A 12,814-nucleotide genomic window follows, 5' to 3' on the forward strand; every position below is an offset into this window, starting at 1 on the left:
GCGGTGCCGGCGCTCGCGGGCCTGCGCCCGCCGGCCCGGCCCGAGATGCCGCGGGCGGGCAAGACCCAGCCCGAGACCGCGGTGGAATCCGGGCGCATGCCCGCGACCCGCACGGCGAGCACCGACTCGGAGACCGGGCGGTCCTCGCCCTGGCTGCCCTTCATGCCGACCGGCCGGGTGGTGACGCAGACGGTGGCGGCGGTCGGCGACGGCGTGGTGAATGCCGGCGCCGCGATGATCGACCTGATCGACCGCCGGCGCTGACCGGGCGCGTCGGCAATCGGGTTGGACCAAAGGGGAGGTCGCTCTAGCTACGGGCGTCACGGCTTACGTTCGGGACGCATCATGGCGTTGCTCATCGAGGATTACGCGCTCGTCGGGGACGGGCGCAGCGCGGCGCTGATCGGGCGCGACGGCAGCGTCGACTGGCTGTGCTGGCCGCGTTTCGACGCGTCGGCCTGCTTCGCGGCCCTGCTGGGCACCCGCGAGGATCACGGCCACTGGCGCATCGCACCCGCGGGCGCGGCCACCACCACCCGGCGCTACCTGGACGACACCCTGGTCCTCGAGACCACCCACGAGACCCCCGAGGGCGTGGTGCGGGTGCTCGACTACATGCCGGTCGAGGACGGCACCCATCTGGTGCGCCTCGTCGAGGGCGTGCGCGGCCGGGTGGCGATGCGCATGGACCTGGTGGTCCGCTTCGATTACGGCTCGGCCGTCCCCTGGGTGTCGCGCAGCGAGAACGACGACCTGCGCGCCATCGCCGGGCCGAACAAGCTGGTCCTGCGCACCCGCGCCGCCCTCAAGGGCGTCGGGCAGTCGACGGTCTCGGACTTCACGATCGAGGAAGGGCGCAGCACCGCCTTCGTCCTCAGCTACGGCCTCTCCCACGAGGAGGACCCGCCGCCGATCGAGCCGCGCAAGGTGCTCTCCGGCACCGTCGATTACTGGCGCTCGTGGTGCCGGCGCTGCCGCGGCGGCACGCCCTGGGACGCGGTGCTGACGCGCTCGCTCCTGACCCTCAAGGCGCTGATCTACCGGCCGACCGGCGGCATCGTGGCGGCGCCCACCACCTCGCTGCCCGAAGAGATCGGCGGCGTGCGCAACTGGGACTACCGGTTCTGCTGGCTGCGCGACTCGACCTTCACGCTGCTGGCGCTGATGGATGCGGGATATATCGACGAGGCCCGGGCCTGGCGCGACTGGCTCACCCGGGCGGTGGCGGGCAGCCCCGCCCAGGCCCACATCCTCTACGGCATCGCCGGCGAGCGCCTGCTGCCCGAGATCGAGCTCGACTGGCTGCCGGGCTACGAGGGCTCGCGCCCGGTGCGGGTCGGCAACGCCGCCGCCCAGCAATTCCAGCTCGACGTCTACGGCGAGCTGTTCGACGCCCTCTATCAGGCCCACCAGCGCGGCATGCGGGCCGACGAATCCGGCGTCCGGGTCGGACGCGCCCTCCTCGACCACCTCGAGCGGGTCTGGCGCGAGCCGGACGAGGGCATCTGGGAGGTGCGCGGCGGGCGCAAGCACTTCGTCCACTCGAAGGTGATGGCCTGGGTCGCCTTCGACCGGGCGATCAAGTTCTACGAGGAGCACGTCTCCGACAACGAGCCGACCGCCGGGGACGAGGCCTCGGTGGCGCGCTGGCGCGCCACCCGCGACGAGATCCACCGCGAGGTCTGCGACAAGGGCTTCGATAAGGAGCGCAACAGCTTCGTGCAGTTCTACGGCTCGAAGGACTTGGACGCGAGCCTGCTGCTCATCGCCCATATGGGCTTCCTGCCCCAGGACGACCCGCGGGTCGTCGGCACCGTCGAGGCGATCGGCCGCGACCTGATGCATGACGGCTTCGTGCTGCGCTACGACACCAGCGGCCAGAGCACCGACGGCCTGCCCGCCGGCGAGGGCGCGTTCCTGCCGTGCAGCTTCTGGTACGCCGACAACCTGATCGGGCTCGGCCGCTGCGAGGAGGCCCGCGCCCTGATCGAGCGGCTGCTGGCGCTCTGCAACGACGTCGGGCTGCTCGCCGAGGAGTACGACCCCGTGCGCAAGCGCCAGGTCGGGAATTTTCCGCAGGCGTTCAGCCATGTCGCGCTCGTCAACACGCTTCTGAACTTCAGTCGCGCCGTCGGACCCGCTAAGGAGCGCGGCGGAGACCCTGACGCGGCGGCGGAGCAGGCGGGCGAGCGCCCGGTGATGCTGGCGCAGGCGGCCCAGGGCGCGGCGTCGTGAGACGGCGCATCCCGACACCCCATTTGGACGAGGCCCAGACATGAGCGCAGCCGACACCAAGGCGAAGGCCGGCACCAGCGAGATCGACCAGCGCAGCATCGACACGATCCGCACGCTGACGATCGATGCCGTGCAGAAGGCCAATTCCGGCCATGCCGGCGCGCCGATGGGCCTCGCCCCGGTCGCCTTCACCCTGTGGAACCACTACCTCCGCTACGACCCGGCGAACCCGCACTGGCCCAACCGCGACCGCTTCGTGCTGTCGGTCGGCCACGCCTCGATGCTGCTCTACAGCCTGCTCCACCTCGCCGAGGTGGCGGAGAAGGACGGGGGCAACGCCCCGGCGGTGAGCCTGGAGGACCTCAAGAAGTTCCGCCAGCTCGACAGCCGCACCCCGGGCCATCCGGAATACCACTTCACCACCGGCGTCGAGGTCACCACCGGGCCCCTCGGCCAGGGCGTCGCCAACTCCGTCGGCATGGCGATGGGCGGCCGCTTCCTCGGCGAGCGCCTGGCCCATGGCGACCGGCCGCTCTTCGACTACAACGTCTACGCGCTGTGCAGCGACGGCGACCTGATGGAGGGCGTCTCCGCCGAGGCCGCCTCGATCGCCGGGCACCTGCGCCTGTCGAACCTGTGCTGGATCTACGACAACAACACCATCACCATCGAGGGCCACACCGACCTCGCCTTCAGCGAGGAGGTCGCCGCCCGCTTCCTGGCCTATGGCTGGCAGGTTTTGCGCGTCGCCGACGCCAACGACACGGTGGCGGTGTCCCACGCCCTCGAGACCTTCCTGCAATCGGGCGACCGCCCCACGCTCATCATCGTCAACTCGGTGATCGGCTACGGCGCACCGACGAAGCAGGGTACCCCGAAGGCCCACTCGGACGCGCTCGGCCCCGACGAGGTCAAGGGCGCCAAGCGCGCCTATGGCTGGCCGGAGGATTCGCAGTTCCTGGTGCCGGACGGCGTCTACGACAACTTCCGCAATGGCATCGGCGCCCGCGGCAAGGCCCTTCGCGAGGAGTGGCTGGCGCTGGTCGAGGCGGTGAAGGCCGATGATGCGGGCCTCGCCAAGGACCTCGCCACCTATCTCGCCGGCGGCCTGCCGGAGGACTGGGATGCCGACATCCCGGTCTTCCCGGCGGACCCCAAGGGCCTCGCCACCCGCGAATCCTCGGGCAAGGTGCTCAACGCCATCGCCAACCGGGTGCCGTGGCTGCTCGGCGGCTCGGCCGACCTCGCGCCCTCGAACAAGACCAAGCTCGAGAGCCCGGAGGCCGGCACCCTCGGGCCCTTCACGCCCGGCGGGCGCAACATCCATTTCGGCGTGCGCGAGCACGCGATGGGCTCGATCGTCAACGGCCTGGGCCTCGTGGGCCTGCGCGCCTACGGAGCGACCTTCCTGGTCTTCTCCGACTACATGCGCCCGCCGATCCGGCTCGCCGCCCTGATGGAGGTGCCGGTCTTCCACGTCTTCACCCACGATTCGATCGGGGTGGGCGAGGACGGGCCGACCCACCAGCCGGTGGAGCACCTGCTGGCGCTGCGCGCGATCCCCGGCCTCGTCACCTTCCGGCCGGCCGACGCCAACGAGGTGGCGGAGGCCTATCGCGTCATCATGCAGCTCAAGCACCAGCCGGCCGTGCTGGCGCTCAGCCGCCAGCCGCTGCCGACCGTCGACCGGGAGAAGTATGCCCCGGCCTCCGGCACCGCGAAGGGCGCCTACGTGCTGGCCGGGGCCGACGAGGCGAAGCCCGACGTGATCCTGATCGGCACCGGCTCCGAGGTGCAGCTCTGCCTCGGTGCCTACGAGACGCTGAAGGCCGAGGGCGTGAAGGCCCGGGTGGTGTCGATGCCGTCCTGGGACCTGTTCGAGCAGCAGGACGAGGCCTACCGCAACAGCGTGCTGCCGCCCGAGGTGACGGCCCGCGTCGCGGTCGAGCAGGGCTCGGTGATCGGCTGGGACCGCTACACCGGCAGCACCGGCACGATCCTGGGCATGCACACCTTCGGCTCCTCGGCGCCGATCAAGGACCTCCAGACCAAGTTCGGCTTCACGCCGGAGAAGGTGCTGGAGGCGGCGCGCGCCCAGCTGGCCAAGACGAAGGGCTGAGACGACAGGGAGCCCGCCGGGTCTCTCCGGCGGGCGTCACGCCCTCCCCGTCATTCCGGATCTGCGAAGCGGCGTGCGGGACGACCGGGTGGGCGTGAGACAGTCCGGCGCAGAATCATCGAATATCTTGCTTCGCCGCCAGGACCACAACAGCACGGTCGAACCGGCAACGACCCGGGGATTCGGGTGCTTCGGCGGATCCGGGTGGATCGCCAGCGCAACCCGGCCGCCCTTTCCGTCTCATGCCAACGGTCGTTGAAAACGACCTCTGGTTCCGGTAACGGTACACGACATTGAAGAAAGTGGAGGCCACCACGCGGGCGTTCCACCCCCTTTCCCGGACGACTGGAGCGTCAGCGGAAGGAGATCCGGGATCCAGCAGAGGACATGCCGCGAAGCGGCTCAACCTGTTGCACCGTCGCAGACAATGAGACGCTTCGCGGCTTTTCGTGCTGGATTCCGGATCTCCTTCCGCTTCGCTTCAGTCGTCCGGAAAAGGGGTTGGTTTGCAATGGGTCATGAAGCCTGGCTGCACGGTTCCCGGCCAGGGTCGTGTACCATGGGTTCCGGTCTCGAATTTTCGCCAAACCTTTGGCTTGGTGTCGAGAATTCGGGATGGTTCAACGGCCCGATGCGTCGGCATCTTGGGCCGTTTCTATCAAACGGCTTCCGGTCAGGCGACGGCCTGCACCCGGTGGGGCGCCCGCGCCACCTCGGCATCGAGGTAGTCCAGGGTGTCGGAGAAACCCATCGGCCGGTGGAAGTGATAGCCCTGCATCTGAACGCAGCCGAGGCTCTCGAGGAGACGGGCCTGCTCGGCAGTCTCGATGCCCTCGACCACGCAGCAGAGCTTCAGGTTCCGGGCCAGCGCCAGGATCGACGTGACGATGTCGCGGCTCGCCGGGTCGGTGGTGATCTCGCTGATGAAGCTGCGATCGATCTTGAGCTTGTCGAGCGGCAAGCGGTGGACGTAGCTCAGGGACGAGTAGCCGGTCCCGAAATCGTCCAGCGCGATGGCGATGCCGTTCGCCCTCAGGGTCCTCAGCACCTTCTGGGCCTGGTCCACGTCCTGGATCAGGGCCGTCTCGGTCGCCTCCAGAACCACCCGGCCGGGAGCGAGGCCGCTCGCCTTGACGGTCGCGACGATGTTGGCCGCGGCCTGGGGCGAGGCGATGTCCGCCATCGACAGGTTGAACGACAGGGCGATCGAGTCAGGCCAGGCCCGCGCCGCGGCGAGCGCCTGCCCGAACAGCACCGCGGTGATGCGGGTGATGAGGCCGGACCGCTCGGCGATCGGCACGAACACCGCCGGGGAGATTTGGCCCAGTTCCGGGCTCTTCCACCGCGCCAGCGCCTCGAACGCGATCGTGCGGCCGCTCCGCACGTCGACGATCGGCTGGTAGACGAGGCTCATCTCCCGCGCGAGATCGGCATGGCGCAGGGCCTGCTCGATCACGCTCTGGGTGCGCAGCAGCCGCTCGTGCTCCTCGGTGAACAGAACGGCGGAGCCCCGGCTGTTCGCCTTGGCGTAGTACAGGGCGTAATCCGCACGCTCGACGAGGATCGCCGACTTGTACCCGGCCTCCGGGCAGGAGGCGAAGCCGATCGAGGCGGCGATCTGCGCGCTGCCGCCGTTCGGTAGCCGGAACGGCGCCGCCAAGGCACCGCAGAGCGCCTCGCCGGTCTTGGCCAGGGCGGTCGCGCCGTGCGCGCTGGACAGGATCAGGCCGAACTCGTCGCCGCCGAGGCGTGCCACCACGCCGCTGTCGCCCAGGACTGCCTGGAGACGCCCGGCGGTTTCCTGGAGAACGGCATCGCCGGCACCGTGACCGTGGGCGTCGTTCACCGGTTTGAAGCCGTCGAGGTCGACGAGACCGACGACGAAGCCGTCTCCGCGGGCCTCCGCCGCCTGCGTCGCCGCCTCCAGGGAGGTAAAGAAGCTGCGCCGGTTGGGCAGGCCGGTCAGGGTGTCGATATTGGCCAGCCGCAGGTTGTCCCGGCTCAACCGTTCGAGCTCCACCTGCTGGCCGATGAGCCGGGTGAAGTCGCGGTGATACGTGAGCAGCACGAAAGCGAGGGCACCGCTGACCACCAGCAGGTTGAGGGCGATCGCCCGCATCACGTGGTTGTCGAGATAGCCGACATACAGGCAGAACGGGACGACGACGATCGCCATCACCAGGAGCGACGCCGCCCGCAGATGTGCGAGGCAGAAGGCGCAGGCGATCATCGTGTTGCCGACGTAGAACAGCACGTGGGCCTGCGCGTAGGCGTCGCCGTACCGCAGCAGCGCGACGCCCCAGGCCATGAAGGAAGCCGCCAGGAGCCCGGCGAGCGCTATCGTGGCGCGCAGCTTGGCCGGGGTCGCCTGCGCGTCGAGGGGCCGTTGGCGTCGGCGCAGCCACAACCCGAGTCGCAGGGCGCAGACCGACAGCAATCCGACAAGCGGATAGACGGTGATCCAGTTCGGGGCGACGCCGAGATGGGTGACGGCCACCGCCGTCGAGTTGATCGCCAGGATCAGGTAAAGCAGCGGGACGTGGTTATGCAGGGCGCGCATCTGCGCCTGCATCAGGTCCGGGTTCGAGGTATCGACCCGAAAGAGGTCGAGGATCGTCAGAATCCGCCGCACTGCGTATCCACCCCGCTCGGCCGAGCCGACCACCGTATCCACGTCACCCCATCAGTAATCAGAAGCGGTTGAATCAAAAGTTACGCGGGTCATCGAGCTCGCCGTGCGACAGTAAGATATGGGTAAGCCGGTGGATCGAACCGACCCGGGACGCCGAAGCCCCGCAATCCGGCAGCCCTCCGCGACGCCTCGTGCAACCTTCCCCAACGGAGACCGCTCGCGCCAGCTTGTCCGGCCGTCGTCGCGCGTCGCTCGGAATTATCGCGCATTTTAGGAATACCGTCCGCCCAGGAGCATGCACGCCGGGCGGCACCCGGCTCGCCCCGACCGCGACATGATGTCTCCTCCCCACCCCGGTTTTGGCGCCTCGCCGCGGTTGCGATTCGGGGCTGCCTCGCCAATTCCCGTCGCAGGACGAGGCGCCGGCCCGCACCCACGGCGCCGGGGCTTCGCTCGGCGCAACGAAGGGGGATGCGGGCCGGTCGTGGCGTCGCGACGGCCCCTGACACCGACGGGAGACCCGATCCCTTGACCGACACCGCCTACGCCCTCTTCCTCGACTTCGACGGCACCCTGGTGGAGATCGCGTCCCGGCCCGACGGCGTGGTGGTCCCGCCCGCCCTGCCCGCCGGACTCGCGCAGTTGCGCGGCCGCCTCGGCGGTGCGCTCGCCCTGGTGACCGGGCGGCCGGTCGCCACCATCGACGGCTTCCTCAACCCGGAGCGGTTCGACGTCGCCGGCCTGCACGGCGTCGAGCAGCGCCGCGACGGCCGGCTCACGGGTGGCGACCCGGCGGCGCATCCCGCCCTGCGGGCCGGCGTCGCGACCCTGCAACGGGCGGTGGCCGATCTCGACGGCGTGCTGATCGAGGACAAGGGCTGCTCGGTCGCGGTGCATTGGCGGCTCGCGACCGAGGCCGATGCCGTCCGGGCGCAATCGGCCGCGTCGTCCGTCGCCGGCATCCTCGGCGAGGCCTACCGTCTGCAACAGGGCAAGGCGGTGGCCGAGATCCTGCCGGCCAGCGCCACCAAGGGCCACGCCATCCGGGCCTTCCTGGCCGAGGCGCCCTATGCGGGCCGGCGCGCGGTGTTCATCGGCGACGACCTCACCGACGAGAAGGCCTTCGTGCCGGTGAACGAGGATGGCGGGATCACCATCCGGGTCGGGCCCGGCGAGACCGTGGCCCGCCACCGGGTGGCCGATCCGGCGGCGGTGCGGGACCTGCTCCTGGGCTGGGCCGCGGGCGGGGCGATCGACCCGGAATCCCTGCCCCCGGCCTGAGGCCGATGCGGCACGGCCTATCCGCCGGCGCCGCGATGCCCTAACTCACCTCCGACGTCACGCACAGGACCGATCCCGTCGATGCGCCGTTCCCTCTTCCTCGCCGGAGCCCTCACGATCGCCATGACCGCCTCAGCCTCCGCCGCCTCGTTCTCCACCACCCCGTCCGGCCTCCAGGTCAAGGACGACGTGGTCGGCACCGGTCCGCAGCCCAAGGCCGGCCAGACCGTCAGCGTCCACTATACCGGCTGGCTCTACCAGGACGGCAAGAAGGGCGCGAAGTTCGACAGTTCCCTCGACCGCAAGCAGCCGCTGAACTTCGCGGTCGGCACCGGCCAGGTGATCAAGGGCTGGGACGAGGGCCTGTCGACCATGAAGGTCGGCGGCAAGCGCACCCTGATCATCCCGCCGGAGCTCGGCTACGGCGCCCGCGGCGCCGGCGGCGTGATCCCGCCGAACGCCACGCTGATGTTCGACGTGGAACTGCTTGGCGTGCGCTGAGCCCGATGCCCCGGGCGCAGAGCGCCCGGGGTCATTTGCTACACCTCCAGCCACTCCCGCCGCACCGCCTCGTTGGCGGAGAGTGCCGCGGGGCTGCCCTCGAACACGACGTGGCCGTGGCCCATGACGTAGAGGCGCTGCGACAGCTTCAACGCGATGGTCAGCTTCTGCTCGACGAGCAGCACCGAGACGCCCCGCGCGGCGATCTCGCCGATCATCTCGGCGACGCGGGCGACCATCTGGGGCGACAGGCCTTCCGTCGGCTCGTCGATCATGATGAGGTCGGGATCGCCCATCAGGGTGCGGCAGATCGTTAGCATCTGCTGCTCGCCGCCCGAGAGCACGCCGCCTGGCGTGTCGATCCGCTCCTCCAGCCGCGGAAACAGCCGGAAGATGTCGGCGTAGGACCAGCGCCCGCCGCGCTTACCGCTCTTCTCGCCGAGCGCCAGGTTCTGCCGCACCGTGAGCTTGGGGAAGATCGCCCGTTCCTCCGGCACGTAGCCGAGGCCGCGGCGGGCGACCGCGTAGGGCTTGAGGCCGGCGATGGCTTGCCCCTTGAAGCGGATCTGGCCGCGGGGCGGCACGTCGCCCATGATCGCCTTGAGGGTGGTGGAGCGGCCGACCCCGTTGCGGCCGAGGATCGACACGATCTCGCCGGCCCCGACCGAAAAACTCACCCCCTGGAGGATGTGGCTCTTGCCGTAATAGGCGTGCAGGTCCTCGACCTCGAGGAGCGCGGGTGCGGTGCCGGCAGCCGGCATGGCCGGGGCGGCGCTCACGCGGCCTCCTCCCCGGTGGCGACGCCGAGATAGGCTTCCTGCACGGCGCGGTTCTCCCGGATGCGGGCTGGCGTGTCGGTGGCGATGATCCGGCCGTAGACCAGCACGGAGATGCGGTCGGCGAGCCCGAACACCACCGCCATGTCGTGCTCGACCATCAGGAGCGTGCGGCCCGTCGTGACCTCGCGGATCAGCTGGGTCGCGTGCTCGCTCTCGCTGTGGCTCATCCCGGCCATCGGCTCGTCGAGGAGGATCACCTTGGCGTCGCTGGCGATGGCGATGCCGATCTCGAGCGCCCGCTGGTCGGCATAGGCCAGGAGCCCCGCCGCCACCGAGGCGCGATGGCCGAGGCGGATGCGGGCGAGAATTTCTTCCGTGCGCTCGGCGACGCCCGGCAGCCCCTCGACCCCGCGCCAGAAGGACGGGCCGTGGCCCATGGCGCGGAGCACCGCGCAGCGCACGTTCTCCCACACGCTGAGCTTGGGGAAGATGTTGGTGACCTGGAAGCTGCGGGCGAGCCCGGCCTTGTTGATCGCCGCCGGGCGCCAGCCGGTGATGTCGCGGCCCTCCAGCTTGATCGTGCCGCTCGTCGGCGCGAAGCGGCCGCTGATCAGGTGGAACAGCGTCGACTTGCCGGCACCGTTCGGCCCGATGATGGCGTGGCGCTCGCCCGCCGGGACGGCGAGGTCGACGCCGTTGATGATCTTGGCCGGGCCGAAGCTCTTGTGGACGCCGGACAATTCGATCGCGGGGGCGGTCATGCCGGGGGCCTTCATGCCAGCGTCTCCTTGGCGGCGTCGGAGGCGTCGTGCCAGGCGGCGTTCATCCGCGGCAGCACGGCGCGCAACGCCAGCCCGCCGCCCACCGCCATCGCGCCGGCGATGATCCAGGGCAGGAGATGGGCGGCGTCGAAGGGGATGCCGACGAGGCTCATCTCGGTGCCGTCGGAGGCCTTGACCAGCACCCGGAACGCCATCTCGATCAGCGCGATGGCGCCGGCCAGCAGGAGCAGGAACGGCCCGAGCGCCAGGAGATAGGCCGGCAGCAGCCGGTGCGCGGTGCCGGCGCGGATCAGCGGGCCGTGCATGAGGGCGAGGCCGGCGATGCCGCCGGGAGCGAACATCACGATGGCGATGAACAGGATCCCGAAATAGAGCTGCCAGACCTCCGTGAGGTCGCTGAGCGAGACCTGGAGCAGCGTCACCACCACCGCGCCGACCACCGGGCCGACGAAGGTGCCGATGCCGCCGATGAAGGTCGCGAGCAGCACCACGCCGGACTGGTGCACGCCGAGATAGGCGGAATTGGCGATCTCGAAGTTGATCGCCGCGAGCGCGCCCGCGACGCCGGCGAACATCGCGGACAGGCAGAAGGCGGTGATGCGGATCGCCTGCGGCTCGTAGCCGAGGAACTCGACCCGCTCCGGGTTCTCCCGCACCGCATTGCACAGGCGGCCGAGCGGGGTACGGGTGATCGCGTACATCGCCACCGCGCAGATCAGGCACCAGGCGGCGATCAGGTAATAGACCTGGATCTGCGGCCCGAAGCTGAGATCGAAGACCCGCAGCATCTTGGTCCGGTTGGCGGTGATGCCCTCCTCGCCGCCGAAGAAGCTGTGCAGGATGTGCGAGCCCGACGAGACCAGTTCGGCGATGCCGAGCGAGATCATGGCGAAGACGGTGCCGGCCCGCCTCGTCGAGATCGCCCCGAACAGGATGCCGAAGGCGAGGCCGGCGAGACCGCCGACCACCGGCATCAGCGGCAGGGGCACCGGCAGGCGCAAGGATGCCACGAGGTTCATCGCGTGGACGGTGAAGAAGGCGCCCAGGCCGTAATAGACCGCGTGGCCGAAGGACAGGAGCCCGGTCTGCCCGAGCAGCATGTTGTAGGACAGGGAGAACACCACCATGATGCCCATCAGGCTCATCATGGTCAGCGCCGTGCCGCTGGTGAAGACGAGGGGCGCCGCGACCAGGATCGCCGCGGCGGCGAGCCAGGGCAGGACCTGCGCGGCGACGCTCGCGCCCTTGGGCCGGATCGACGGGCGGGCGCCGGCCTGCGCGAGGGCCCCGGACGGCGCGATGTCGGCGAGGTCGCTCATGCTTCGCGGTTCCCGAGCAGGCCGGTCGGCCGCGCGATCAGCACGAGGACCAGCAGGAGATAGGGGATGATCGGCCCGATCTGGGCGATCGTCACGGTCCAGAGGTCGCCCAGCACCCCGCCCGAGGGCGCGGCGTCGATGCCGATGGCCTGGAAGACGGTGGCGACCGAGACGTCGAGGGAGATGGCGAAGGTCTGCACCAGGCCGATCAGCAGCGAGGCGACGAAGGCGCCGGTGAGGGAGCCCAAGCCCCCGACGACGACGACGACGAACAGGATCGGCCCGAGCAGTCCCGCCATGTTGGCCTGGGTGACCAGCGCCGGCCCGGCGATGACGCCCGCGACGGCGGCCAAGCCCGTGCCGACGCCGAAGACCAGCATGAACACCTTCGGCACGTCGTGGCCGAGCATCGCCACCATGTTGGGATGCGTCAGCGCCGCCTGGATGATCAGCCCGACCCGGGTCCGGGTCAGGGCCACCAGGAGGGCGATGAAGATCGCCACCGAGATCACCAGCATGAACAGCTTGTAGGCCGGGTAGTTGGTGCCGAACACCGTGAAGGCCGGGAAGTCGAGCGCCGCCGGCACCCGGTAATCGACCGGCAGCTTGCCCCAGACCATCTGCACCACCTCCTCGATCACGTAGGCGAGGCCGAAGGTGAAGAGCAGTTCCGGAACGTGGCCGTGGCGGTGGACGTTGCGCAGGCCGTAGCGCTCGACGAGCGCGCCGATGCCGCCGACGACGACCGGGGCGGCGACGAGGCCGACCCAGAACCCGGTGAACTTGCTGATCTGATAGCCGAAGAACGCCCCCAGCATGTAGAAGCTGGCATGGGCGAAATTGAGCACGCCCATCATGCTGAAGATCAGGGTCAGGCCACTCGCCATCAGGAAGAGCAGCATCCCGTAGAGCACGCCGTTCAGCGTCGAGATGATGAGGAGTTCGAGCACGCGGGGGTCTCCTGCCGGTGCGGGGCGCCGGAATGGCGGGTGCAGTGCAGAAAACACCCGTCTCGGCTTTGAGTTTTGATCAACCCCGCCCTTTCCCGGACGACTGTAGCGTAAGCGGAAGGAGATCCGGGATCCAGCACGAGAAGTGCCGCGAAGCGGCTCGAAATATCGGCGCAAACGCCGACACGGCCGCCTCGCACCAGAGTGAAACTCACC

At 69.8% G+C, this 12,814-nt stretch carries 10 protein-coding genes; 5 read left to right on the forward strand and 5 right to left on the reverse strand.

Annotated features, from left to right (window positions below):
• The 3 genes from QR78_RS34910 to tkt form a co-directional block, all read left to right on the forward strand.
• Positions 1-264: hypothetical protein (locus QR78_RS34910; RefSeq protein WP_048427646.1), on the forward strand; the 264-nt coding region annotated here is incomplete at its 5' end.
• A gap of 81 nt (positions 265-345) precedes the next feature.
• Positions 346-2,235 carry a glycoside hydrolase family 15 protein gene (locus tag QR78_RS11445; protein WP_048427647.1) on the forward strand — a complete coding sequence of 630 codons (1,890 nt, stop codon included), beginning with the start codon at positions 346-348 and terminating at the stop codon, positions 2,233-2,235.
• A gap of 40 nt (positions 2,236-2,275) precedes the next feature.
• Positions 2,276-4,354, forward strand: a complete 2,079-nt coding sequence (tkt, locus tag QR78_RS11450) for a transketolase (protein WP_048427648.1) — start codon at positions 2,276-2,278, stop codon at positions 4,352-4,354.
• Between the two features lie 673 nt (positions 4,355-5,027).
• On the opposite strand, the gene QR78_RS11455 is transcribed toward tkt, so the two are convergent.
• Positions 5,028-7,028: a putative bifunctional diguanylate cyclase/phosphodiesterase gene (locus tag QR78_RS11455; protein WP_125901371.1), complete on the reverse strand. Its 2,001-nt coding sequence runs from the start codon at positions 7,026-7,028 to the stop codon at positions 5,028-5,030.
• Positions 7,029-7,514: 486 nt separating this feature from the next.
• Here QR78_RS11455 and otsB point away from each other — a divergent pair, with 486 nt between their 5' ends.
• Positions 7,515-8,267, forward strand: a complete 753-nt coding sequence (gene otsB, locus QR78_RS11460; protein ID WP_048427650.1) for a trehalose-phosphatase — start codon at positions 7,515-7,517, stop codon at positions 8,265-8,267.
• A gap of 81 nt (positions 8,268-8,348) precedes the next feature.
• Entirely contained in the window at positions 8,349-8,768 is a 420-nt protein-coding gene (locus QR78_RS11465) for an FKBP-type peptidyl-prolyl cis-trans isomerase (protein ID WP_048427651.1), read from the forward strand.
• Positions 8,769-8,806: 38 nt separating this feature from the next.
• Here QR78_RS11465 and QR78_RS11470 read toward each other — a convergent pair whose 3' ends face one another.
• From QR78_RS11470 to QR78_RS11485, 4 genes are read right to left on the reverse strand one after another with little or no spacing between them, the layout of a single operon-like run.
• A complete protein-coding gene (locus tag QR78_RS11470) occupies positions 8,807-9,529 on the reverse strand; it encodes an ABC transporter ATP-binding protein (protein ID WP_048427654.1) in 723 nt (240 codons plus the stop codon).
• A gap of 14 nt (positions 9,530-9,543) precedes the next feature.
• Positions 9,544-10,308 (reverse strand): ABC transporter ATP-binding protein, encoded by a 765-nt coding sequence (locus QR78_RS11475; RefSeq protein ID WP_048427655.1) that lies wholly within the window; start codon positions 10,306-10,308, stop codon positions 9,544-9,546.
• Positions 10,309-10,319: 11 nt separating this feature from the next.
• Entirely contained in the window at positions 10,320-11,648 is a 1,329-nt protein-coding gene (locus tag QR78_RS11480; RefSeq protein WP_048427652.1) for a branched-chain amino acid ABC transporter permease, read from the reverse strand.
• Complete coding sequence (locus QR78_RS11485) at positions 11,645-12,598, reverse strand: branched-chain amino acid ABC transporter permease (RefSeq protein WP_048427653.1); 954 nt, start codon at positions 12,596-12,598, stop codon at positions 11,645-11,647. The genes QR78_RS11480 and QR78_RS11485 overlap by 4 nt, the downstream gene beginning before the upstream one ends.
• Positions 12,599-12,814 lie beyond the last annotated feature (216 nt).

Source organism: Methylobacterium indicum, from assembly GCF_001043895.1.
Classification (GTDB): Bacteria; Pseudomonadota; Alphaproteobacteria; order Rhizobiales; family Beijerinckiaceae; genus Methylobacterium; species Methylobacterium indicum.

Bases quoted from the DNA above. Each gene is read 5' to 3' on its own strand.
- QR78_RS11445 (WP_048427647.1), top strand. From the start codon at position 346: ATGGCGTTGCTCATCGAGGATTACGCGCTCGTCGGGGACGGGCGCAGC.
- tkt (WP_048427648.1), top strand. From the start codon at position 2,276: ATGAGCGCAGCCGACACCAAGGCGAAGGCCGGCACCAGCGAGATCGAC.
- QR78_RS11475 (WP_048427655.1), bottom strand. From the start codon at position 10,308: ATGACCGCCCCCGCGATCGAATTGTCCGGCGTCCACAAGAGCTTCGGC.
- QR78_RS11480 (WP_048427652.1), bottom strand. From the start codon at position 11,648: ATGAGCGACCTCGCCGACATCGCGCCGTCCGGGGCCCTCGCGCAGGCC.
- QR78_RS11470 (WP_048427654.1), bottom strand. From the start codon at position 9,529: ATGCCGGCTGCCGGCACCGCACCCGCGCTCCTCGAGGTCGAGGACCTG.
- QR78_RS11465 (WP_048427651.1), top strand. From the start codon at position 8,349: ATGCGCCGTTCCCTCTTCCTCGCCGGAGCCCTCACGATCGCCATGACC.